Consider the following 22,220-nt stretch of genomic DNA (forward strand, 5'->3'; position numbering starts at 1 on the left):
AGTGAAAGGACAAATAAAAAAGCTGACCGAAGCCAGCTTTTTTGCTATGGATTAGGGATTAACGCAATTTTAACGTCATTAAGCCAACAACCACCAGAATAATCGTAATGATCCAGAAACGAATCACGACTTGGGTTTCTTTCCAACCTTGTTTTTCATAGTGATGATGCAAGGGTGCCATCAAAAACACGCGTTTATTACGCATGCGTAATGAACCAATTTGCAGGAAGACCGAAATCGCTTCCATCACAAAGACACCACCCATGATGGCGAATACAATTTCCTGACGAACCATTACGGCAATTGTACCGAGCATTGCACCGAGTGCCAGCGCACCAACATCTCCCATGAAGACTTGTGCAGGATGCGCGTTGTACCACAAGAATGCCAAGCCTGCGCCAATCATAGCCGCACAAATTACAATCAGTTCAGACGAGTATTTGATATAGGGAATATGCAAATAATTGGCAAAACGAACATCCCCAGACAAGTAAGCAAATACACCCAACCCTGCTGCCACCAAAACGACTGGCATGATCGCAAGACCATCTAAACCATCGGTCAAGTTCACCGCATTGGACGCCCCATTAATCACCAGATAAGTAAAGGCAATAAACGCCAGTCCAAACGGAATCACTGAAAATGGAATGCTCAGATGTTTAAAGAATGGAATCAGTAAATCCAGCATATTATGCGTATAAACAGGATTATGCTGATTGATTGCAATCACATATAAGGCAATTCCAGCCCCTAAAGATGCCACCGATGTCCAAAAGAATTTCTTACGTGCAGGCAAACCCGCATTGTCTTTATAACGGATTTTGATCCAGTCATCAGCCCAACCGACCGCACCAAAAATCACCATGACTCCAAGCACAATCCACACATACGGATTAGATAAATCTGCCCAAAGTAACGTACTAATTCCAATCGAAAGCAGGATTAATACCCCACCCATGGTTGGTGTACCCATTTTCTTGGCATGGTTTTCTGGTGCAAAAGAACTGACCGCTTGACCGTATTTCAACGCACGCAATTTGCGAATCATCACTGGCCCGAGAAATAACCCAATCAGCAATGCCGTCAATACACTCAGCAAAGCACGTAATGTCAAATAACGAACAACTTTGAAGGAACTGTCAAATCCCGCCAAATGTTCAAACAACCATAACAGCATTTAAAGCGTCTCCATCAAATCAGCCATCAACGTCTCCATATGGGTATAACGAGAACCTTTAAACAGGAAACTCATGGTCTGAGGTTGATGTTTGTCTACAAGATTGATTAAAAAGGACAATGCTTCTGCTTGAGTCTTAAAGGCATGACAATGTGATGTCGCTGCACCTGCAAGTGTAGCATTGGCAAACTCACCGACTGCAACAAGATAATCTAAACTGCAAGTTGCCAAATCACGCCCCAATGCAAAATGTTCATCGCGACTAGATTCACCCAACTCACCAATATCACCCATCACCATGACTTTAATGCCCTGTTGTTGAGTCAAAACTTCAGCCGCAGCACGCATTGATGTTGGATTGGCATTATACGTATCATCAATCAATAAGTATTGTTCATGCTGAATAAAGTTCAGGCGACCTTTTGCCCCTTTCGCCTGCTGTAAACCTTGCACCACATCATCAAGGGAAACACCAATCGCTAAAGCAAAAGCACAAGCCGCTAAAGCGTTTTGCACATTGTGTAATCCTGCAAAAGGCAACTCAACCGATGCTGAACCTTGCGGCGTATTGAGAACAAAGCTGGCTGATTGTGGATGCAGTTGAATTTGCTCAGCAAAAACATCACCACCTTCACCAAAACTTAAGCGTCTTTCCGTTTGAACAGCCGTATTGATTTGTGCAGTAAAATCATCTGCTGCTGGAACAATGGATGTCCCCCCAACAGCAATGTGACGATAAATTTCTGACTTGGCTTGGCAAATTTTTTCACGCCCACCAAATTCACCTAAATGGGCAGTCCCAATATTGAGAATGCCTGCCACCTGTGGCTGTACTAGATTTGAGGTGTAGTCAATTTCACCGACATGACTGGCACCGAGTTCCATCACCGCATACTGATGTTCTGGACGCAATTCCAATAACATCATCGGTACACCTAAATCGTTATTGAGGTTACCACGAGTAATCAGTGTTGGAGCCAAACGAGATAAAATGCTGCCGAGCATTTCTTTGGTGGTGGTTTTACCACTGCTACCTGTCAGTGCCAAGACGTTCAGATGAGGAAATTGTTGACGACGAAATTGCCCCAAATGTCCCAAAGCCAAACGCGTATCAGCAACCACCAATTGGGCAATGTCAAGCTGTTCAATCGGACGTTCTACAATAACAACCTGACAACCTTGTGCCGCAACATTTTGTACAAAATCATGGGCATCGAAACGCTCACCTTTGAGCGCCAAAAAGGCATCGCCTGCTTCGGCATGACGTGAATCGGTTAAAACCCGCTTAATCGTTTGTTCAGGCTGCTGGTCTTGATACCAGTAGCCTTGTGTCGCCTGTTGGAGTTCAGCCGCTGTCCAAGGCATCAAGGGAACAGTGCTGGTGGTCGATGTATGCATGTGCGTTAATTTTCCAAAGCTGAATACGCGGTAAGCATTCCATGCTGATGATCGATAGCCGCTTTTACTTCTACCACATCATCAAACCAATGACGAACGCCATCGATTTCCTGATAATTTTCATGTCCTTTGCCTGCAATCACCACAATGTCGCCTGCTTGCGCTTGCGCTACCGCAAACTTAATTGCTTCACGGCGATCATGAATTTCATGGACTTCGTGCTGGCTAAAATCAATCCCCTGTTTCATATCGGCAAAGATCTGCTCAGGGTTTTCAGTGCGGGGATTATCTGAGGTCAACAACACAGGATTAGCATGAGCAAGGGCTGCCTGAACCATCAGTGGACGCTTACCACGGTCACGGTCTCCACCACAGCCAAAAACAGCCCATAAACGGTGTTCAACATGACGCTGTAAACTGGTCAAGACCTGAACCAAAGCATCAGGGGTATGTGCATAGTCCACCACAAACAAGCGCTGTTGATCACGCAACACCTGCATACGTCCTGGAGCACCTTTTAACTGTGGAACAGCAGCGACCAATTCAGCCAAGTCAAAACCTGCCGCATAAGCTGCAATCAAACTGGCTAACAAGTTTTCAACATTGAACTTACCAAGCAATGGGCTACTGACAGTAAATTGACCTACAGGACTATGTAAGGTAAAACACGCACCTTGCAAGCTAAAGCTCAGATCTGAAACATAAAAATCAGCATGTTGTTGAATTGCATAAGTGAAAATTTTCGGTTGTGCCGAATTATGACGGGCTGCATTCAGCATTACATCAGAATGTTCATCATCCAGATTAATCACTGCATATTTCAATGTTGGGAATGCAAACAAGCGTGATTTAGCTTCGGCATATGCTTCGATTGTTTTGTGATAATCCAAATGGTCGCGGCTTAAATTGCTATACACCGCAATTTCAATATCACAGCCATTTAAGCGCCCTTGCTCCAAACCATGTGAACTGGCTTCAAGTGAGGCAAAATTTGCGCCCTGTTCAGCATAACTGTGTAATAAATTTTGCAGATGAATGGCATCAACCGTGGTATGTGTCGAGGTTTCTAGATTCGGTAAAATCCCGTTCCCTGTTGTTCCCATGACCGCACAACGCTGTTCTTGAGCACTGATCAATTCCGCAATTAAACGGGAAATGGTGGTTTTTCCATTGGTTCCCGTGACTGCCAAAATACGCAGATTTGTAGTCGGTGCAGTTGCCTGTAAATACGCTTTTTGCCATGCACCCATTTGTTGACGTACATCTGGACAGACCAAACAGTTTTCTAGTGCCAAAGCCTGCTCTGCAATCACGCCAATCGCACCTCGTTGCAATGCTGCTTGAGCAAAAGCTAAGGTTTTTTCAGGTTGTGAATAGCTGGTCAGTGCAATAAAAATCTGCCCTGCTTCCACAGCACGACTGTCTAAACAAAACCCATCAAATGCTTGGGTCATCCAAGGTTGAACTGACTCAACAGGATAAATCTGTTGCAACGTAATCGACATGAAAACTCACCAATTATTGAATTTTAGGGGCTTGTAAAGGTTTATCTAAAGGAACGTCTAACAGGCGTAAGAATTCCTGCATGGTTCGCGCAAATACAGGGGCAGAAACCGTACCCCCATAATATGTACCTTGCGGGTTTTCCACCACGACAACCATCGCAATACGAGGATTACTCACAGGTGCAACCCCTGCAAACAATGCACGATATTCTGTCTTCGAATAACCACGGCGGTCTGCATTCAATTTATGCGCTGTCCCTGTTTTACCTGCCACACGATAACCCGGAATCTGTGCCTGTGTTGCTGTACCACCAGGTTGAGTCACTTGCTCCATCATCAGTACCACTTGATCTGCAATCTTAGGATCAAGCACTTGTTTCCCCTGAGCAGGTTTGTTCAGCTTATACAAGGTGAGTGGCATCTCTACCCCATGATTTGCCAACATGGCATAACCTTGTACCAACTGTAAAACAGTTGCATTGAGACCATAACCATAAGCCATTGTGCCAATCTCGGACATATTCCAGTATTTTGATGGCAAGATTAAACCTGCACTTTCCCCTGGAAAATGTACCGCAGAACGTTGACCAAAGCCGACACGTTTAAAGAAAGTTGGAATGGTTGGTGTTGGCAATGACAATGCAATCGTTGCCGCCCCGACGTTGGAGGATTTGATAATTACCCCTGCCAAGGTCAATGCACCATAATTATGGGTATCATGAATAATATGATTGCCAATTCTCATGGAGCCAGGAGCCGTATTAATGACACTGTTGGCTGTATATTTACCACTTTCTAATGCTGCTGAAATAGTAAAAGGTTTCATGGTTGAACCCGGTTCAAACATGTCAATCGCACCACGGTTACGCATGGCATCCTTGTTGTTCAAACTGGCTTTATCATTTGGGTTATACGATGGCCAACTGCTCATCGCCAAGATTTCACCTGTTTTGACATCAACCGCAATTGCTGTTGCTGAACGTGCATTATTGGCAATTCCTGCCGCAGTCAACTCTCGATACATGATGTACTGCAAACGTGAATCAATGCTTAGGGTAAAGTTTTCACCCGCCTGTACAGGTTTCACCACTTCAGGGTCTTTGACACGATTACCGTATTTATCTCGAATATTGACTTGCAGCCCATTCACTCCTGAGAGTTTTTTATTGAGCTGCATTTCCAAGCCTTCGACCCCTTTACCATCATTATTGGTCAAGCCAATAATTTGAGCATTTGGCTGGGGCTGTGGGTAAAAACGCTTGTACGATTTTTCGGTATAAACCCCTTGGAAATTATGTTTTAAAATAAAATCTGCTTGCGGTGGTGGCACTTCAGTTTTGAGAACCAAATAACGTGAATGTGGATGTGCCTGCATTTGCTTTTTCAGCCAGTCCGCATCAACCCCGACAATATTGGCAAGTTCATCCAGATTGAAATTTTTGTCTGGTAATTTTTGTTTCGGTTTACGACGTTCACCCGGCTTTAACGGTGCGGTCATATCGTCATAAAGCTTTTTATTTTCAAAATAATCGCGTGGATCCATCACCACTTTCATGATCGGGGTGCTAATTGCCAAAGGCACACCATTACGATCACTAATAATGCCCCTCATAGCACGGATCGTTTCATCACGCAAAATCAAGGCATTGGCCTTATTTTGCAAAAAGTCACGGTTAATGACCTGCACATAAAATGCACGGATGACCAAGACCACAAAGCAAAACAGCACAATGCCCCACAACAAATAGAAGCGCCACTGATCAAAAGTAATTTCGCTCTTTTCAGTCACTGAAAGTTTGGCTTTACGTTTTAAATTCATTCGTTTTTCAGTCATTGAACTGACCTTACTTTTGCTGTGCTGTGGAAGGAAGAGAAATCACCACAGTATCTGATGGAGGTGGTGAATACATTCGAAGTTGGGTCACTGCACGTGTACCGATTTGAGCTGTTGCCCCAAAGGTTTGCTGCTCAATCAACAAACGCCCCCATTCTGCATTTAGATCATCTTCATTGCGCAGCAAACTACTCATTTGCCGATAGTCATATCGGTATTCATAGACTTCAAAGACCACCATGATCGCACTGATAAAAATCAAGGCAATCAAAACAAAATAGGTCAGCGCTTTTTTAACAACTGTCCGGTCTTTAGTGGATTTTTCTTCAACAACCTCTGTATTCATGGCGTGCCTTTTATTGCTCTAATCGTTCAGCCACACGTAACCATGCACTACGTGAGCGCGGATTACTTTTTACTTCTTGTTCACTTGCACGAATGCGTGAAATTTTCTTTAAACGGCGGGTATCGATCTGCTGTTGAGGCATTCCCCAGCCGCTATCTTCTGGCAAAGTTGATTCTTTCTGAATAAATTGTTTAATCAAACGATCTTCTAAAGAATGGAAACTAATCACAGCTAAGCGTCCATGTGCAGATAGCATATTGACCGCTTGTGGGAGAAAAATTTCGATATCATCGAGTTCTTTGTTAATCGCAATCCGAATCGCTTGGAAAGTTCGAGTTGCAGGATGTTTATTTTTTTCCCACTTAGGATGAGCCGTTTTGACAATTTCCGCCAATCGTGCTGTTGTAGTGATTTCACCCGCCTGTTTAATGGCACGGGCAATACGGCGGCTATAGCGCTCTTCACCATACTGAAAAATAATGTTAGCGAGCGCCTCTTCTTCAATTTGCATTAACCATTCGCTGGCAGTTTGCCCTTGCGAATTATCCATACGCATATCTAAAGGGCCATCTTGCATAAAACTAAAACCACGTTCAGCCTGATCGAGCTGCGGAGAGGACACGCCTAAATCTGCCATGATGCCATCCACAGTATCTAACCCTAAAGCTGTTAATTCTTGTTGGACATCGGCAAAGCTGGCATGAATAATTTTAAAACGTGAATCTTGTTGTTCTAATTCGGCAGCAACAGCTAAAGCTTGAGGATCTTTGTCAAAAGCATAAACACGGCTATTGGCATCGAGTTTTGATAAGAGTAAACGGCTATGTCCACCACGCCCAAACGTGGCATCGACATAAATTCCTGTATGGCGATCTGCTAACAAAGCATCAATAGTTTCATGGAGCAATACAGAAATATGAGACATACGAACGGAAATCGAGAGTTAAAAACGTAATTGCACATTATCTCTAGGTTTCACGCAAGTTCCAAACGGCTTTTTGTAGGGAAATATTATTTTGCGATAGTTATTTCCGTTGTTTGTTAAAAAAATCAGCAAATCAATTGCCTGCTCCAAGCCGATTGGAGCAGTTCTTTCACGGTTGACGATAAATCTGATCAAAAACTCCACCATTGGCAAAATGGATTTTTTGCGCTTTAGCCCAACCACCAAAAACCTGATCAATGGTAAATAATTTAATTTTCGGGAACTTAGCAGCGTACTGCTGAGCAACTTTGGCATTGCGTGGACGGAAATTATATTTGGCAGCCAAAGCTTGTCCTTGTGGTGAATACAAAAAGTTTAAATACCCTTTTGCCAATAAGCGATTACCATCTTTATCGACGGTTTTATCAACAATTGCGACCGATGGTTCAGCCAAAATAGAAACTGAAGGATAAACGATTTGATATTCACCTTTACCCAAAGTATTTTGAGCCAATAATGCTTCATTTTCCCATGTCAGCAACACATCACCAATACCTCGCTCAGCAAATGTGGTCAGTGAACCTCGTGCCCCTGAGTCCAATACTTTTACATTGTGATACAGTTTAGACACTAGTTCACGCGCTTTAGCATCGTTCCCTGCGGGTTGTTTCAGTGCATAACCCCATGCTGCCAAATAAATCCAACGAGGAGCACCTCCCGTTTTTGGATTTGGCGTAATAATTTCCACACCTGAGCGAGTAAGATCATTCCAGTCGTGAATTTTCTTCGGGTTGCCTTTTCGTACCAAAAAAACCACTGTTGAGGTGTACGGTGCCGAATGTTGTGGGAACTGATTTTGCCAGTCTTTACGGATATAGCCTGCATTGGCAATTTCATCAATATCATTGGCAAGCGCTAAGGTCACAACATCTGCTTGTAAACCTGAAGCAACTGCACGTGCCTGCTTGCCCGAGCCACCATGCGACTGTTTAAAATCGACCTTTTCACCTGTGCGCTTGAGCCAATATTGTCCAAAAACCCGATTGTATTCTTGATAAAATTCACGAGTCGGATCATAAGAGACATTTAAAAAGCTTCTATCTGCATGTACCCATGCACTACTTCCCATTAAAAATGCCAATAGCCCACCCATCATCCACTGTTTTTTCATTTCTTATTCTCAAAATACGCTTAAGATCACTATACGGATTTTGGATATTTTTAAAATATCATTGATTTATAATGTTTTATTCTAAGCTTTGATGTTTTTTTCACTATGCACGTTACAATGTAATCTTGGCTTTTGCGCAATACTCCATGATGACTACATATTCCTCTGCTAAAACAGCAGTTGTGCAACGTTCAACAACATTCTGCCTAAGCATGTAGGTATTTTGTAAAAAATATTCACTTTTTTTATATGAATGTACGCTATAGTGGCTATGAAGTGACAGCAATACATTCATTGTAAGCAAGGTATAACAACAACAGGCGATTTCAACTTTTGGAGTTTGGGTCTATGACATATTTTCGTGGTGTAATTTTAGGGCTGTGCCTCAGTGCAGGAGCAACTGCAAGCTATGCCAATGTCATCCAAAACAAAACCCAAAGTACGCACCCTTCATCTTTAATTGAAAAAGAACTCAGCAAACAAAAGCAAAATACCAAAGCAATTAATTCAGATCTCGACAGCATCAAGATTTTAAATGCCATTCACGTCCAACCAAGCCAAAGTTTTTTCGCTTACCAACATGAACGCTTCTCTCGACTTCTTCAAGCATTATTTCCAACACGCGACTCTTAATTCGTAGCACCGATCAATTCAAATCTTGCCTTGTATTACGTTGGTTTTTTCACGTTTTACAGGGCTTTTTTCGTTATAATAGCCCGCATTAGAGTTTAAAACTGAATCCATTATGAAAGTCCGTACTCGTATCGCACCCTCTCCTACAGGCTTCCCTCATGTAGGTACAGCTTATATCGCATTATTTAACTTGTGCTTTGCCAAACAGCATGGCGGTGAGTTTATTTTACGTATCGAAGATACTGATCAGCTACGTTCAACGCCTGAATCAGAAAAAATGATTTTGGATTCATTGCGCTGGTTAGGGATCGAATGGTCTGAGGGGCCAGATGTTGGTGGTCCACATGCACCTTACCGTCAGTCTGAACGTATGCATATCTACAAACAATATGCTTTAGAGTTGGTGGCAAAAGGACATGCATTTTACTGTTTTGCCAGCGCAGAAGAACTCGATCAAATGCGCGCAGAACAGCAAGCACGTGGTGAATCTCCAAAATACGATGGTCGCGGTCTAAAACTTTCACAAGAAGAAGTTCAGCGTCGCCTTGAAGCGGGTGAACCCCATGTAATTCGTATGAAAGTGCCCGAAGAAGGCATTTGTAAGGTCAATGATTTACTGCGTGGTGAAGTCGATATTCCTTGGGCACAAGTGGATATGCAAATTTTGCTGAAAACTGACGGTCTACCAACCTACCACTTGGCAAACGTGGTCGATGACCATTTGATGCAAATTACCCATGTCTTCCGTGGTGAAGAATGGTTACCTTCTGCACCAAAACACCAGTTGCTTTACCAATATTTCGGTTGGGACATGCCACAGCTATGCCACATGCCGTTATTGCGTAACCCAGACAAATCAAAACTGTCTAAACGTAAAAACCCGACATCAATCAACTACTACCGTGACATCGGTGTATTACCAGAAGCCTTGTTGAACTACTTGGGTCGTATGGGCTGGTCAATGCCTGACGAGCGTGAAGTGTTTACCTTACAAGACATGATGGACAATTTTGATATTCATCGTGTGTCTTTGGGTGGTCCAGTGTTTGATGTAGACAAACTCAACTGGTTGAATGGTCAGTGGATTAAAGGTTTAAGCCCGATTCAACTGCTTGAGCGTATTTTGACTTGGCAAAATGACAGCAAAAAACTGGAAGATATTGCCGCAGCGATTCAACCACGAATCAACTTGTTGTCTGAAGCAGTAAACTGGTCAGCATTCTACTTCAACCACATGCCAAACATCACCGCTGAAATGTTTGAAAGCAAAAAACTCAGCCAAGAACAAGTCCGTCAAAGCTTACAGTTTGCTATCTGGCGTCTGGAAAAAACCTTCACATGGAACAATGATACGGTCAGCCAAATCCTGATGGATTTAGCCAACCAAATGGGCATTAAACTGCGTGACTTTATGCCAGCGTTCTTTATTGCGATTGCAGGTTCAACCAGTTCTACCCCTGTGATGCAAGCGATGGTCACTATTGGCCCAGACTTAACTTATGCTCGCCTGCGTCGTGCCCTTGAAATCATGGGTGTCCCAAGCAAAAAAGAGCTTAAAGTTTGGGAAAAACTCAATGAAAGCATTCAATTGCCGAAAAATGAAGCAACTGAAGCGACTGAGTAATATTCTTGCTTGACGTGTGAGTGGAATGCCCCTAATATTGCGCTCACACAGACTGGGGTCATAGCTCAGTTGGTAGAGCGCTACAATGGCATTGTAGAGGTCAGCGGTTCGATCCCGCTTGGCTCCACCAAACCTCAGAAGTGTTGCCTCAATAAGTCCCTATCGTCTAGAGGCCTAGGACATCGCCCTTTCACGGCGGTAACCGGGGTTCGAATCCCCGTAGGGACGCCAAATTCTAAAAAACCACTGACCTGATCAGTGGTTTTTTTTCGACTCAACTTTTTGCTTTGTCATGAAGTTCGCTAAAATAACCATAAATTGATTTGGGAGTGTTTATGCAATACCGTTGCCCACAATGCCAAAGCGCTAAAATTATGCCTGTTGCTCAAGGTTCAAATGCTGTCCGTCCAGAAATTCCAAAAAGTCTGGTGGTGTTGGTATTTTCTATTTTCCTGTTATTACTGCTTGTGGTCGCCAGTATAGTGATGTGGATTTTTGCTGATGGTGCAAGCCCGATTCTACAAATCGCAACGGTTGTGGTCTTTATTGTGACTGTGGGCTCAGGCTTACTGTTTTGGCGTCAGCTACCCAACTTTAAAGTGTCGATGCAAGGTTTCTTGCAGTCACAAAAAGCGTGGAAATGCCGTGACTGTCACCATGAATGGCATTTATAAAACCTTAATGCTGATGTAAATGTTCATGAGAATGGCAGGGATTTTCTTCAATCTGTAAAGTCACCTGCCGAATGCCATAACGATGTGTCAGCATTTCGGTAGCTTCATCATACAAATGATTACGCTCGGCCTGTGGGGCATATAAATGTACCGCAAGGTGAATATTCTTCGAGCTGATTGCCCAAACTTTTAACTGATGAATACTTTCCACACCCTCCAGTGAGAGCAAGTCTTGACGTAGTGCCTCAATATCAATTTCATCAGGTACACCTTCGAGCAAAATATTGATACTTTGTTTAAGTAAAACCCATGTTCTTGGTAATACCCAAAAACCAATCAATACCGCAATAATCGTATCGACCCAGTACCAGTTGGTGAAATAAATCACAACTGCACCAATGATAACGCCAACCGAGCCTAGTGCATCACTCAACACCTCTAAATAAGCACCTTTCACATTTAAGCTATTATTGGCACTCGACATGAGGATTTTCATTGAGATGAGGTTAATCACCAAACCAATGGTTGCCACAATGAGCATACCCACACTTTGAATTTCAGGCGGCTTAGAGAAGCGGATATAGGCTTCATATAAAATATAAATCGCCACCACGAAGAGCATGAGCGCATTAAATAATGCAGCCAGAATTTCAAAGCGCTGATAACCAAAAGTACGTTTATTATCGGCTGGGCGCTTCGCGATCTGAATTGCAACCAAAGCAATTGCCAGAGCAGCTGCATCAGTAAACATATGCGCAGCGTCAGAGAGTAATGCCAAACTTTGCGTGATTAAACCAGCAACGACTTCAACAATTAAAAATGTTGAAGTCAGTGCTAAAGCAATCATTAATTTCTTAGCATTACCTTCAGTCACTACAGCATGACTATGATCATGACTATGTTGTCCACCCATTTTGCGGACTCCTTATTATTTATCTTTATGGAGAGGTAAAAGTAACAATAGATACATTTTACTTTTACCTCTTTCAAATACTTTTTTGAATTGACGCTGTCATCAAAAAAGATATCTCAAAACGATGACATTATGAATGCTCAGCGTTTTTTGCTTTGCTTTCATTCATCCATCGATAAATGACCGGTAATAAAACCAAAGTTAATATCGTAGATGAAATAATGCCACCAATTACAACCGTTGCCAAAGGTCGTTGTACTTCTGCTCCGGTTCCTGTCGCCAAGGCCATCGGAATGAAACCAAGTGAAGCTACGAATGCTGTCATTAATACTGGACGTAATCGTAATACCGCTCCTTTCCAAGTTGCCGCATGAACATTTAAGGTTGTTCTTAGCTCTTTAATAAACGTGAGCATGACCAGACCATTCAATACAGCAACACCGGATAAAGCGATGAACCCAACCCCAGCAGACATGGAAAGTGGAATATCCCTCAACCATAAAGCGACTAGTCCACCGGATAAAGCGAAAGGAACACCACTAAATACCAGTAAGCTATCTTTAAAATTGCTAAATACAGCCATCAGTAACACAAAGATCATGATGAGTGCCATAGGTACGACGATTTGCATTCTTGCAGTAGCAGAAGCAAGATTCTCAAACTGTCCGCCATAGCCTAACCAATAACCGCTAGGTAACTTTTGCTGTGATAGCTTGCTTTGCATTTCTTGTACAAAAGACCCAAGGTCCCGATCACGCACATTTGCTGTCACAACAACACGGCGTTTACCATTTTCACGACTTACTTGAGCAAGGCCTAAAATATTCTCAACCTTAGCGACGTCTTGTAACTGAATCAGACCTCCATTTGGTAAGCGAATCGGTAACTGAGCTAACTGCTGAGGCGTACGCATGTTTTCCTGCAAACGAATCACAAAATCGAAACGTCGATCCCCCTGTAAAATTTGCCCTACACTCTGCCCGCCAATACTGGCAGCCACGATATCCTGAATCGATTTAACTGATAATCCGTATTGGGCAGCCAATGCATGATCAACATCTACATTCAGTAATGGTAAACCGTCAGTCTGTTCAACTTTGACTTCACTAGCACCTTGAATACTACGTAATTGTTGAGCTATTTTCTCCGCTTCCTGATTGAGGACCGGCATATCGTCCCCAAAAACTTTCACGCCAATATCACTTCGTACACCTGAAATAAGCTCATTAAAACGTAGTTCAATTGGTTGTGAGAATTCACTGTTATTACCAGGAATCTGGTTCACGAATTGCAGCATTCTGGCACGCAATTCATCTATTGTTTCTTTAGGGTTTGGCCACTGATCGTGTGGTTTTAATAGCACAATACCATCAGAAATATTAGGAGGCATCACATCCGTAGCAACCTCGGCCGTTCCTGTTCTGGCAAAAATGGCTTTAATTTCGGGAAAAGCTTTCAATAACTGCTTTTCCACATTCTCCTGAATCTTAAGTGACTCTTCTATGCCAGTGCTCGGTGCACGCATGAGTTGCAGAGCAAAATCACCTTCACTTAACTGAGGTGCGAACTCACTACCTACTCGTGTTGCAATTGCACTTGTCAAAATCAAGATGCTGACCGCTGCTGTGACAACAACATATCGGAAAGCATATGCTTTATCGAGTAAGCCTGCATAACCTTTTTTCAAGGTCATCATCCAGCGGCTTTCTTTTTCCTTCACTTCACCCGTAACAAACAAAGCGACAGCAGCCGGCACAAAGGTCACAGATAGAATAATTGCACCCAATAGCGCTAGGACAACCGTCATTGCCATAGGATGGAACATTTTTGCTTCTACGCCTGCCAGAGCAAAAATTGGTAGGTATACGACCATAATAATGATCTGACCAAATATTAATGGGCGTCGTGCCTGTTTAGCTGCAAGGAAGACCTCTGTAAAACGTTCTGAACGTGTTAATAAACGACCTTTTAAATGCTGTGCTTCAGCTAAACGCCGAATACAGTTTTCAACAATAACAACTGCCCCATCGACAATGATCCCGAAGTCTAAAGCTCCTAAGCTCATGAGGTTAGCACTGATTTTTTGTTCTGCCATACCCGTTAAGGTAAAAAGCATTGCCAAGGGAATAATACAAGCGGTGATTAAAGCGGCGCGAAAGTTTCCTAAAAAAATGAAAAGGATAACAATGACTAAAATCGCCCCTTCAATCAAATTTTTGGCTACCGTTTTAATCGCTTTATCTACGAGACTACTACGATCATAGACTGTTTCAATCACAACACCCTGTGGGAGTGATTTTTGAATTTCTTGAACTTTCTGATCAATCGCTTTGGCAATGGTTTTACTGTTTTCACCCATCATCATCATGGCGATACCTAAAACAGTTTCCTGTCCATTATAGGTCGCACCACCAGTACGCAAGTCATGACCAATCGATACTGAAGCCACATCAGCAACCCGTATAGGTAAACCGTTTTTAGTTGCGACCGTAACATTCTGAATGTCTTGTATCGACGTCAGCATACCCGGAACACGAACTGTGAGTTGCTGACCATTCTCTTCAATAAATCCAGCACCGCGGTTTTCATTGTTATTTTGAAGCGCATCCTGTAAGTCAGTGAGTGGAATCTGCAACTGCTGTAACCGCGTCAGATCTGGTGAAACCACATAGGTTTTGTTATATCCACCAATACTATTAACCTCGGCTACCCCTTGTACGCGTTGTAACTGAGGACGAATAATCCAGTCTTGAATTTCACGTAGATCCATCGCGCTATAGGCTGAACCATCTGCTTTTTTGGCATTTGGCTCTGCTTTTACCACCCATTGATAAATCTCACCCAGTCCAGTTGAAATTGGAGACATTTGTGGGTCAATGCTATCGGGTAAAGCACTCTTAGCTTCTTGTAAACGCTGGTTAATTAACTGTCTTGCCCAGTAAATATCTGTACCATCTTTAAAGATAATCGTGACCTGAGAAAGACCATATCTGGAAATTGAACGCGTCTGCTCCAGATTTGGAATGCCGGACATGGCATTTTCAATCGGATAAGTAATCCTTTGCTCAACTTCAGGTGCCGTAAAACCATTAGCCTGACTATTGATTTGTACCTGTACGTTGGTGATATCTGGCACGGCATCAATTGAAAGTTTTTGGTAGCTATAAATTCCGACACCAATCCAAGCAATGACAAACATCATGACCCAAATGGCGTTATTAATTGAAAACTGAATGATCCGATCAAACAAACCTTCAGCCTCTGGCAAATCAGGTTTATTAATGTCCATGCTCAGCCTCCCCTTTTTCAAGTTCGGACTTGAGCAAGAAGCTACCTTGAGCCACATATTGCTGCTTTTCAGTAATTCCTGATTTAACCTCGACCCATTGTGCATCTGAAGAATAATTGCCTAACTCTACCGCAACAGGAGCAAAATGAATTTTGTCCTTCTCCTGTTTTGCAATAAAGACCACATTCTTTCCATCAATCTGTTGTACCGCTGCCTTGTTAACCCGTAATACAGTCGCTGCATTATTTTGTTTCAGTAACACGTTGACCATTAAGTTAGGACGTAGTTCTTTTGAAGGTGTCAGTACCTTGGCACGAACCTGTAAACGACCAGTTTGAGTATCTGCTTCTGAAGTTAGGCTTTGCACCTGTGCTTTGAAAATATTATTCGTTTGCAGCGACTTAAATTCAATTTCCTGATTAGGCTGAATATCGGTATTTGCACTTGGTAGCACAAACTCAACCCATAACTGATCTAGACGATCAATAACAAATAACTGTTTGTCAGGACCAATTTGCTCACCAATCACAATATCTTTATTACTGATTACACCGCTTAAAGGTGCAGTCAAAACATATCGACCTTTACTTGAGCGATTTGCTCCCAAGGCACTTAAACGGCTATTTGCAGCCTGCACCTGAATTTGCGCCTGACGATAAGCATTGTAAGCTTTCTGATAATCTTGACGTGCTGAAACACCTTGTTCCCACAATTGCTTTTCACGCTGATAATCTTGCTGCGCTAATGTCAACGCTTCTTGCGCCATGCTTAAATTGGCTTGTTGATCGACTAAATCTGGCACAAATAAAGTCGCAAGTGCCTGACCCTTTTCAACTTGTTGTCCCAGTGCAACATTTACGCTGTCTACTCGTGCAGAAAAAGTTGAAGAGACATGTGCTTGCTGGTCTGTGTTTACGACAAGTTTGGCAGGATAAGAAAGGCTCTGCTCAACTTCTCCACGCCCTACTTGCTCTAACTTCACACCATATTCAACCAGTTGCTTAGAAGTCAGGTTTAAACTTCCTTCCTCTTTTTCAGACTCACCATGGCCAGCTTCACCTTCTGCATGCCCTTCTTCACTTTTTTCGGTATTGGACTGTTTTTTTCCAGAGAAAAATAACCAAGCACTTAAAGCAAGACAGACAATCAACAACAAAAGAGCAATAAGCCATTGGTTTTTCATTTTCTTCACTGACATTACTCTGCCCCTCCAACTGTCGGCAACTTATAGGTGTCTTGCCATAAATTTTGATTAATTTGATTTAATGCATCTCCAGACATCACCATGTTTGGATCGATCCCGAGAGCTAAACTTTCTGCCTCAATTGCTTTTTGCCAAGCAGATTTAAGAAGTTGAACTTTTTTCAAGCGTTGTTCTTGTAATTGAAGGGTAGATTGCTGAACATCGGTAATTGCAAATTTACCAACTTTAAAGCCAAGCAACATTTTCTCCTGTACCGTCTCTGATAAAGGAATCTGTTGCTCATTCATCAAGTTATATTGCTGCTTCAAACCCGCTAACTCGTACTGTAGAGTACGAATAGAATTCAGACTTTGCTTTTTATAAAAGCTTTGCTGCTGATCAATTAAATTGAGTTTGCTTTGGGCAACTTTCAGCGCATATTGCTGGCGATTAAAAATGTTTAAAGGAACCGCAATACCTACTCGTATCTGATTTTCGGTACTGCTCGTTTCTGCGGTTTTACTACGAACTACGCCCATATTTACGGTAGGTGTTGGACGATTTTTTGCTTTTAAATAATTAATTTCAGAATTTTGTTGGATGGCTTGAAGTCGCATGGACTGTTCTAACAAATTCTGTTTTAAGTATTGATCGATGTCACCTTCATTTTTTAAAGGCCACGCACTTTTTATATCTGGCCGTAAGGTGAAGTTATCTTCAGTCTCACCCCATAAGTTCGCCAATTTTCTTTTGGCACTACTTAGTGATAATTCAACTTCCTGATATAAACGTTGGTTTTCAACATGCGTCATTAAAGTCCGGTCTAAATCAACCTGAGCAATACTACCGGCCTGAAAGCGTAAACGAGTAGCATCTAAAAGGTTCTTACTCGTTCTTAACTGGGCTTTAGCAACTTCATGTTCAAGCTCCAAAATCGAAACTTGTGACCATAAATATTTGACAGCAAGCTTTAGCTGAGCATCATATAAAACCTGATTTAACTCAACTTGATTTTGCTGGACACTTGCCAGTTTTTTTGCTGCGGAACGTACACCAAAAACATCTAGTTTTTGCGATATACCAAGTTCTAGTTCCTGATCTTTTCCAGATTTAAAACCCGTTTGCTGTACAGAAACCGTCGGATTTTCCCATAACTGGCTCTGTCTGATATTGCTCTCTGCGATATCTTGTTGAGCTTGCCAAATTCCTGTTTGTGTCTGAAATTGCTTAACCTGCTCTAGTACTTGCTCAAACGTTAAAACATTCTGTATACGCTGCGGTTGAGTATTTTCAGCAAGGTTTTGATTTGAATTAGCCGCAGTTGTTACAACACTAGTTGAAAGCGCAACCGCAACAACTAATGATTTAAGTATCCAAGATGAGCTCAGACTAACGAAACGTTTTTCGTATAAAAAAATAGACATAAAGTAACCCTATGAAATAAATAATATTTCTGGTGGGTTATTTTTCGGCTACCCCACCAATAGCGGGGCAAAAACAGGCGGTGGATTGGCGGCAAACAAGTCAGGCGACTGGTATAAATTGTTCCAGTCATAATGCCGTAGTACTTGCGTAGAAATATGATGCGGAACAAGCATATGCGCTTGTGCCACGGTCATCACAGGTGAAAATGACGGTAAATGGTCACTATGATCTTGAACATCAGGCGAATCTTGTATCGCAGTCAATACCTTCGCATGTTGTGCTTGATGCTCTAATGCCAGTTGGTGATGTCCAAAGTGTTCTGTTAGGGGTTGCTGAATCACAGCTTGGTTTTCATGAGTGCAAAATGCCGCAGCTACATTCCAAACACTTTGAAATGTAAACAAACCAGCCAGTAGCATGACCCAAACCGTTAAACGTGACATGATTTCCATGAACAACAGCACCAATCGTGCCGAGTATAACCAAATCATGTGCTGAACGCAATTTGAAAAAATTTAAATCAGCAGTGCTATTCAAGACAGAAACTCAGCGCTATATTGAAGATAAAAGCAGCACATCAGGAGAAATATAACAATAAAAAAACCATCAACATTCATATCAACGGAGGATAGACAATGTTTAAGATTCACAATTTATTTGATAAGTTTCATTTACTTGTATCAGATGATCAGCTACCGATTCAAAGTACAGAAGCCATGGATGAGTTTCTGGAAGCACAGCATTATCAGGACTTACTCCAACAACATCCTGAGCAGACACTAGAATACAATTATCAACGCAATGCACTTTGGAATTATTTAAGTGCCGCAAGTCGTGGCTATCCTGAAGCACAGTATCAACTGGCACTTTGCTATTTACATGGACAACTCGGTTTAAAGCAAGATATTACCAAAGTTAAAAAGTGGCTAGAACTTGCTGCAAACCATGGTCATTTATCAGCACAACAAGTATTGGATCATCAGTTTCAGCAAAGCTATTTTTCATAAAAAAACCAGCTCGAAAGCTGGTTTTTTAAGTGAGCGACAATTAACCGCTAATTTTTTTGTATTTTTTACGGTGTGGCTGAGCATCATCACCTAATTTAGAACGGCGGTAAGCTTCAAACTCGGTATAGTTACCTGTGTAGAATTCTGGCTGTTCATCTTCAAATGACAAGATGTGCGTCGCAATACGGTCTAAGAACCAACGGTCATGCGAAACGACCATCACTGTTCCTGGGAACACCAAAATCGCGTCTTCAAGCGCACGTAAAGTTTCTACGTCCAAATCGTTCGATGGTTCATCCAGTAAGATGACGTTCGCACCTTGCTGCAAGATTTTAGCAAGTTGTAAACGGTTACGCTCACCCCCTGACAATTCACCCACGCGTTTTTGCTGATCTTGACCTTTGAAGTTAAAGCGACCGATATAAGCACGAGAAGCAATCTCGTAATCGCCAACTTTCAAGATGTCTAAACCGCCAGACACTTCTTCCCAAACGGTTTTGTTGTCATCCAGTGTGTCACGAATCTGACCCACATACGCCACTTTCACCGAATCACCCAAAGTCACCGTACCTGTGTCAGGTTGTTGCTCACCTGTCATCATACGGAATAGTGTGGTTTTACCCGCACCGTTTGGCCCCACGATACCGACAATTGCTGTTGGTGGCACAGTGAATGACAAGTTTTCATACAACAAGCGACCGTCAAACGATTTGCTGATCCCTTCAACTTCTACAACCTTGTTGCCTAGACGCGGGCCAGGTGGAATGTAGATTTCAGAAGTTTCATTACGTTGCTGGAATTCACGAGAGTTAAGCTCTTCAAAACGCTCCATACGCGCTTTGTTTTTCTTTTGCTGACCTTTGGCATTTGAACGAACCCATTCAAGTTCTTTTTTCAATGCTTTAGCAAAAGATTCTTCTTGTTTGTTTTCCTGCTCTAAACGGGCATTTTTCTGTTCAAGCCAAGAAGAATAGTTACCTTGGTAAGGAATACCGTGTCCGCGGTCAAGCTCCAAGATCCACTCGGCGACGTTATCTAGGAAATAACGGTCATGCGTAATCGCCACAATCGTGCCTGGGAAATCTTTCAGGAAGCGTTCCAACCAAGAAACCGACTCAGCATCCAAGTGGTTGGTTGGTTCGTCAAGAAGCAACATGTCTGGCTTAGACAATAACAAACGGCAAAGCGCAACACGACGGCGCTCACCACCTGAAAGCAGGCTAACATCGGCATCCCATGCAGGAAGATTCAATGCATCCGCAGCGATTTCAAGCTGGTTGTTGAGGTTATGTGCATCCCAAGCGTGGATAATGCCTTCCAGTTTTTCTTGCTCTTTGGCTAAGGCATCAAAGTCTGCATCAGGTTCTGCATATTCAGCAAATACTTGATCTAGGCGTGCCAAAGCATCGAGGGCTTCACGTACGCCATCTTCAACGTTGCCACGCACATCTTTATTTGGGTCTAGTGGTGGTTCTTGTTCTAGATAGCCAATTTTAATTCCTGGTTGTGCACGTGCTTCACCTGAGAAATCTTTGTCTACGCCCGCCATAATTCGGAGTAGGGTCGATTTACCTGCACCGTTAAGACCGAGTACACCAATTTTGGCACCCGGAAAGAATGATAAAGAGATGTCTTTGAGGATTTCGCGCTTAGGCGGAACCATCTTCGACACTCGGTTCATCGTATAAATATATTGGGCCACTTAGGACTCCTCAATTGAAAAAGCAACACATCGCAAACCGCGACAAAAATTGCTCGCATTATACGATGAATCAGGCAAAAACATAAGACTATCGCCTAGATCATGGCAGCAGTTTGTGACAATTCATTGTAAATGCTTTGAGCTATACTGTTATGGGAAGCAATTGATTGCAAAATTTAAGATAAGTAACGCATAAAAGCTTATAGAGCAGTCTCTTTAAAATCCTTAAACTCAATGAATATAAATACATAGGACAAGAAAACGACATGAGCCTGAAAGACGAAACCCTTGCTATTCATGCAGGTTATCACCCTGAAGCCAGCACCAAAGCGGTGGCTGTTCCGATTTACCAAACCACCTCGTATGCATTTGATAATACTCAACATGGCGCAGACTTATTTGATCTGAAAGTTCAGGGTAATATTTATACCCGCATCATGAATCCGACTACAGCCGTGTTGGAACAACGTATTGCTGCGCTCGAAGGTGGGATTGGGGCACTGGCGTTAGCATCAGGGATGGCGGCGATTACGTACGCCATTCAGACCATCACTGAAGCAGGTGACAATATTGCATCGGTTTCGACGTTATATGGTGGCACATACAACCTGTTTGCCCACACCCTGCCGAAGCAAGGTATCGAAGTACGTTTCTTTGATGATCAACAACCTGATCAACTTGCATCGCTGATTGATGAAAAAACCAAACTGGTATTTGTTGAATCGATTGGTAATCCGCTAGGCAATATTATTGATTTAGAAAGAATTGCCGAGATTGCGCATGCACATGGTATTCCTGTGGTGGTCGATAACACCGTCGCCACGCCGATCTTACAAAAGTCATTTGAATTTGGTGCCGATATTATTGTCCACTCACTGACAAAATATATTGGCGGACATGGCAACAGCATTGGTGGAATTATTATCGACAGTGGTAAATTTCCGTGGGGACAATATCCTGAACGCTTTAAATCGTTAAATACCCCAGATCCAAGCTACCACGGTGTCAACTATGTCGAAGCCTTGGGCGAAGCGGCATATATTGCACGGGCGCGCGTTGTTCCGTTACGCAACACAGGTGCGGCGATTAGCCCATTTAATGCTTTTCTGATTTTACAAGGTTTGGAAACCTTATCCTTACGCATGCAACGCCACACTGAAAATGCACAACGAATTGCTGAATACCTGCAACAACATCCAAAAGTTAAATGGGTCAACTACGCAGGTCTGCCTGAGCATCCACAGCATGCTTTAGCAAAAAAATACGTACAAGGTAAACCTTCTGCAATTTTATCCGTATAGCCGTAAAACCTCGCCCTTTAGGGCGGGGATATAAGGCTGCAATCCGCTAGTCCCCCTTGTGGGGATTAGCTAGGATTGCTAATGCGGTGTCTGCTGTTGTTGAATATATTGTT

Annotated in this window: 17 protein-coding genes, 2 tRNA genes and 1 pseudogene; 7 read left to right on the forward strand and 13 right to left on the reverse strand. The window is 42.6% G+C overall.

The window, feature by feature from the left end:
• Positions 1 to 58: 58 nt before the first annotated feature.
• The 7 genes from mraY to GBN19_RS07610 all read right to left on the reverse strand — a co-directional run bounded on the left by mraY (position 59) and on the right by GBN19_RS07610 (position 8,341).
• Positions 59 to 1,177: a phospho-N-acetylmuramoyl-pentapeptide-transferase gene (gene mraY / locus GBN19_RS07580; RefSeq protein WP_151777704.1), complete on the reverse strand. Its 1,119-nt coding sequence runs from the start codon at positions 1,175 to 1,177 to the stop codon at positions 59 to 61.
• On the reverse strand, positions 1,178 to 2,575 hold the full coding sequence (locus tag GBN19_RS07585; RefSeq protein WP_151777705.1) for a UDP-N-acetylmuramoyl-tripeptide--D-alanyl-D-alanine ligase: 1,398 nt from the start codon (positions 2,573 to 2,575) through the stop codon (positions 1,178 to 1,180).
• Positions 2,576 to 2,580: 5 nt separating this feature from the next.
• Positions 2,581 to 4,080, reverse strand: a complete 1,500-nt coding sequence (locus GBN19_RS07590; protein ID WP_151777706.1) for a UDP-N-acetylmuramoyl-L-alanyl-D-glutamate--2,6-diaminopimelate ligase — start codon at positions 4,078 to 4,080, stop codon at positions 2,581 to 2,583.
• Between the two features lie 13 nt (positions 4,081 to 4,093).
• Positions 4,094 to 5,914: a penicillin-binding protein PBP3 gene (gene ftsI, locus GBN19_RS07595; RefSeq protein WP_151777707.1), complete on the reverse strand. Its 1,821-nt coding sequence runs from the start codon at positions 5,912 to 5,914 to the stop codon at positions 4,094 to 4,096.
• 10 nt (positions 5,915 to 5,924) lie between these two features.
• Complete coding sequence (ftsL, locus tag GBN19_RS07600) at positions 5,925 to 6,260, reverse strand: cell division protein FtsL (protein ID WP_151708458.1); 336 nt, start codon at positions 6,258 to 6,260, stop codon at positions 5,925 to 5,927.
• 10 nt (positions 6,261 to 6,270) lie between these two features.
• Positions 6,271 to 7,185, reverse strand: coding sequence for a 16S rRNA (cytosine(1402)-N(4))-methyltransferase RsmH (gene rsmH / locus GBN19_RS07605; RefSeq protein WP_151708457.1), 915 nt, complete (start codon positions 7,183 to 7,185; stop codon positions 6,271 to 6,273).
• A gap of 169 nt (positions 7,186 to 7,354) precedes the next feature.
• On the reverse strand, positions 7,355 to 8,341 hold the full coding sequence (locus GBN19_RS07610) for a sulfate ABC transporter substrate-binding protein (protein ID WP_228271233.1): 987 nt from the start codon (positions 8,339 to 8,341) through the stop codon (positions 7,355 to 7,357).
• Between the two features lie 363 nt (positions 8,342 to 8,704).
• On the opposite strand from GBN19_RS07610, the gene GBN19_RS07615 reads away from it, so the two are divergent.
• From GBN19_RS07615 to GBN19_RS07635, 5 genes are all read left to right on the forward strand, one after another.
• Positions 8,705 to 8,989: a hypothetical protein gene (locus GBN19_RS07615; protein WP_151708455.1), complete on the forward strand. Its 285-nt coding sequence runs from the start codon at positions 8,705 to 8,707 to the stop codon at positions 8,987 to 8,989.
• Positions 8,990 to 9,101: 112 nt separating this feature from the next.
• Complete coding sequence (gene gltX / locus GBN19_RS07620) at positions 9,102 to 10,613, forward strand: glutamate--tRNA ligase (RefSeq protein WP_151777709.1); 1,512 nt, start codon at positions 9,102 to 9,104, stop codon at positions 10,611 to 10,613.
• A 54-nt stretch (positions 10,614 to 10,667) separates the two neighbouring features.
• Positions 10,668 to 10,743 (forward strand) — tRNA-Ala (locus GBN19_RS07625).
• Positions 10,744 to 10,768: 25 nt separating this feature from the next.
• Positions 10,769 to 10,844, forward strand: a tRNA-Glu gene (locus GBN19_RS07630).
• Between the two features lie 104 nt (positions 10,845 to 10,948).
• Entirely contained in the window at positions 10,949 to 11,287 is a 339-nt protein-coding gene (locus GBN19_RS07635; protein WP_151777710.1) for a hypothetical protein, read from the forward strand.
• Between the two features lie 4 nt (positions 11,288 to 11,291).
• On the opposite strand, the gene GBN19_RS07640 is transcribed toward GBN19_RS07635, so the two are convergent.
• The 5 genes from GBN19_RS07640 to GBN19_RS07660 all read right to left on the reverse strand — a co-directional run bounded on the left by GBN19_RS07640 (position 11,292) and on the right by GBN19_RS07660 (position 18,588).
• Positions 11,292 to 12,200, reverse strand: a complete 909-nt coding sequence (locus GBN19_RS07640) for a cation diffusion facilitator family transporter (RefSeq protein WP_151777711.1) — start codon at positions 12,198 to 12,200, stop codon at positions 11,292 to 11,294.
• 130 nt (positions 12,201 to 12,330) lie between these two features.
• Complete coding sequence (locus GBN19_RS07645) at positions 12,331 to 15,489, reverse strand: efflux RND transporter permease subunit (RefSeq protein WP_151708451.1); 3,159 nt, start codon at positions 15,487 to 15,489, stop codon at positions 12,331 to 12,333.
• Positions 15,479 to 16,687 (reverse strand): efflux RND transporter periplasmic adaptor subunit, encoded by a 1,209-nt coding sequence (locus tag GBN19_RS07650; RefSeq protein WP_000111950.1) that lies wholly within the window; start codon positions 16,685 to 16,687, stop codon positions 15,479 to 15,481. The genes GBN19_RS07645 and GBN19_RS07650 overlap by 11 nt, the downstream gene beginning before the upstream one ends.
• A complete protein-coding gene (locus GBN19_RS07655; protein WP_000021706.1) occupies positions 16,687 to 18,096 on the reverse strand; it encodes a TolC family protein in 1,410 nt (469 codons plus the stop codon). The genes GBN19_RS07650 and GBN19_RS07655 overlap by 1 nt, the downstream gene beginning before the upstream one ends.
• 48 nt (positions 18,097 to 18,144) lie before the next feature.
• Positions 18,145 to 18,588 (reverse strand): cation efflux protein, CzcI-like, encoded by a 444-nt coding sequence (locus GBN19_RS07660; protein ID WP_228271231.1) that lies wholly within the window; start codon positions 18,586 to 18,588, stop codon positions 18,145 to 18,147.
• Positions 18,589 to 18,732: 144 nt separating this feature from the next.
• Here GBN19_RS07660 and GBN19_RS07665 point away from each other — a divergent pair, with 144 nt between their 5' ends.
• Positions 18,733 to 19,104 carry a tetratricopeptide repeat protein gene (locus tag GBN19_RS07665; RefSeq protein WP_151777712.1) on the forward strand — a complete coding sequence of 124 codons (372 nt, stop codon included), beginning with the start codon at positions 18,733 to 18,735 and terminating at the stop codon, positions 19,102 to 19,104.
• A 40-nt stretch (positions 19,105 to 19,144) separates the two neighbouring features.
• On the opposite strand, the gene ettA is transcribed toward GBN19_RS07665, so the two are convergent.
• A complete protein-coding gene (gene ettA, locus GBN19_RS07670; protein WP_151777713.1) occupies positions 19,145 to 20,806 on the reverse strand; it encodes an energy-dependent translational throttle protein EttA in 1,662 nt (553 codons plus the stop codon).
• Between the two features lie 266 nt (positions 20,807 to 21,072).
• Here ettA and GBN19_RS07675 point away from each other — a divergent pair.
• Positions 21,073 to 22,101: pseudogene (locus tag GBN19_RS07675) on the forward strand (O-acetylhomoserine aminocarboxypropyltransferase/cysteine synthase family protein); the annotation flags it as partial.
• Positions 22,102 to 22,220 lie beyond the last annotated feature (119 nt).

This window comes from Acinetobacter brisouii (assembly GCF_008993995.1).
In the GTDB taxonomy this organism is placed as follows: domain Bacteria; phylum Pseudomonadota; class Gammaproteobacteria; order Pseudomonadales; family Moraxellaceae; genus Acinetobacter; species Acinetobacter brisouii_A.

Bases quoted from the DNA above. Each gene is read 5' to 3' on its own strand.
- GBN19_RS07655 (WP_000021706.1), bottom strand. From the start codon at position 18,096: ATGTCTATTTTTTTATACGAAAAACGTTTCGTTAGTCTGAGCTCATCT.
- GBN19_RS07645 (WP_151708451.1), bottom strand. From the start codon at position 15,489: ATGGACATTAATAAACCTGATTTGCCAGAGGCTGAAGGTTTGTTTGAT.
- GBN19_RS07660 (WP_228271231.1), bottom strand. From the start codon at position 18,588: ATGATTTGGTTATACTCGGCACGATTGGTGCTGTTGTTCATGGAAATC.
- gltX (WP_151777709.1), top strand. From the start codon at position 9,102: ATGAAAGTCCGTACTCGTATCGCACCCTCTCCTACAGGCTTCCCTCAT.
- GBN19_RS07615 (WP_151708455.1), top strand. From the start codon at position 8,705: ATGACATATTTTCGTGGTGTAATTTTAGGGCTGTGCCTCAGTGCAGGA.
- GBN19_RS07635 (WP_151777710.1), top strand. From the start codon at position 10,949: ATGCAATACCGTTGCCCACAATGCCAAAGCGCTAAAATTATGCCTGTT.
- ftsL (WP_151708458.1), bottom strand. From the start codon at position 6,260: ATGAATACAGAGGTTGTTGAAGAAAAATCCACTAAAGACCGGACAGTT.
- GBN19_RS07590 (WP_151777706.1), bottom strand. From the start codon at position 4,080: ATGTCGATTACGTTGCAACAGATTTATCCTGTTGAGTCAGTTCAACCT.
- GBN19_RS07585 (WP_151777705.1), bottom strand. From the start codon at position 2,575: ATGCATACATCGACCACCAGCACTGTTCCCTTGATGCCTTGGACAGCG.
- mraY (WP_151777704.1), bottom strand. From the start codon at position 1,177: ATGCTGTTATGGTTGTTTGAACATTTGGCGGGATTTGACAGTTCCTTC.
- GBN19_RS07665 (WP_151777712.1), top strand. From the start codon at position 18,733: ATGTTTAAGATTCACAATTTATTTGATAAGTTTCATTTACTTGTATCA.
- GBN19_RS07640 (WP_151777711.1), bottom strand. From the start codon at position 12,200: ATGGGTGGACAACATAGTCATGATCATAGTCATGCTGTAGTGACTGAA.
- rsmH (WP_151708457.1), bottom strand. From the start codon at position 7,185: ATGTCTCATATTTCTGTATTGCTCCATGAAACTATTGATGCTTTGTTA.
- GBN19_RS07650 (WP_000111950.1), bottom strand. From the start codon at position 16,687: ATGTCAGTGAAGAAAATGAAAAACCAATGGCTTATTGCTCTTTTGTTG.
- GBN19_RS07610 (WP_228271233.1), bottom strand. From the start codon at position 8,341: ATGATGGGTGGGCTATTGGCATTTTTAATGGGAAGTAGTGCATGGGTA.
- ftsI (WP_151777707.1), bottom strand. From the start codon at position 5,914: ATGACTGAAAAACGAATGAATTTAAAACGTAAAGCCAAACTTTCAGTG.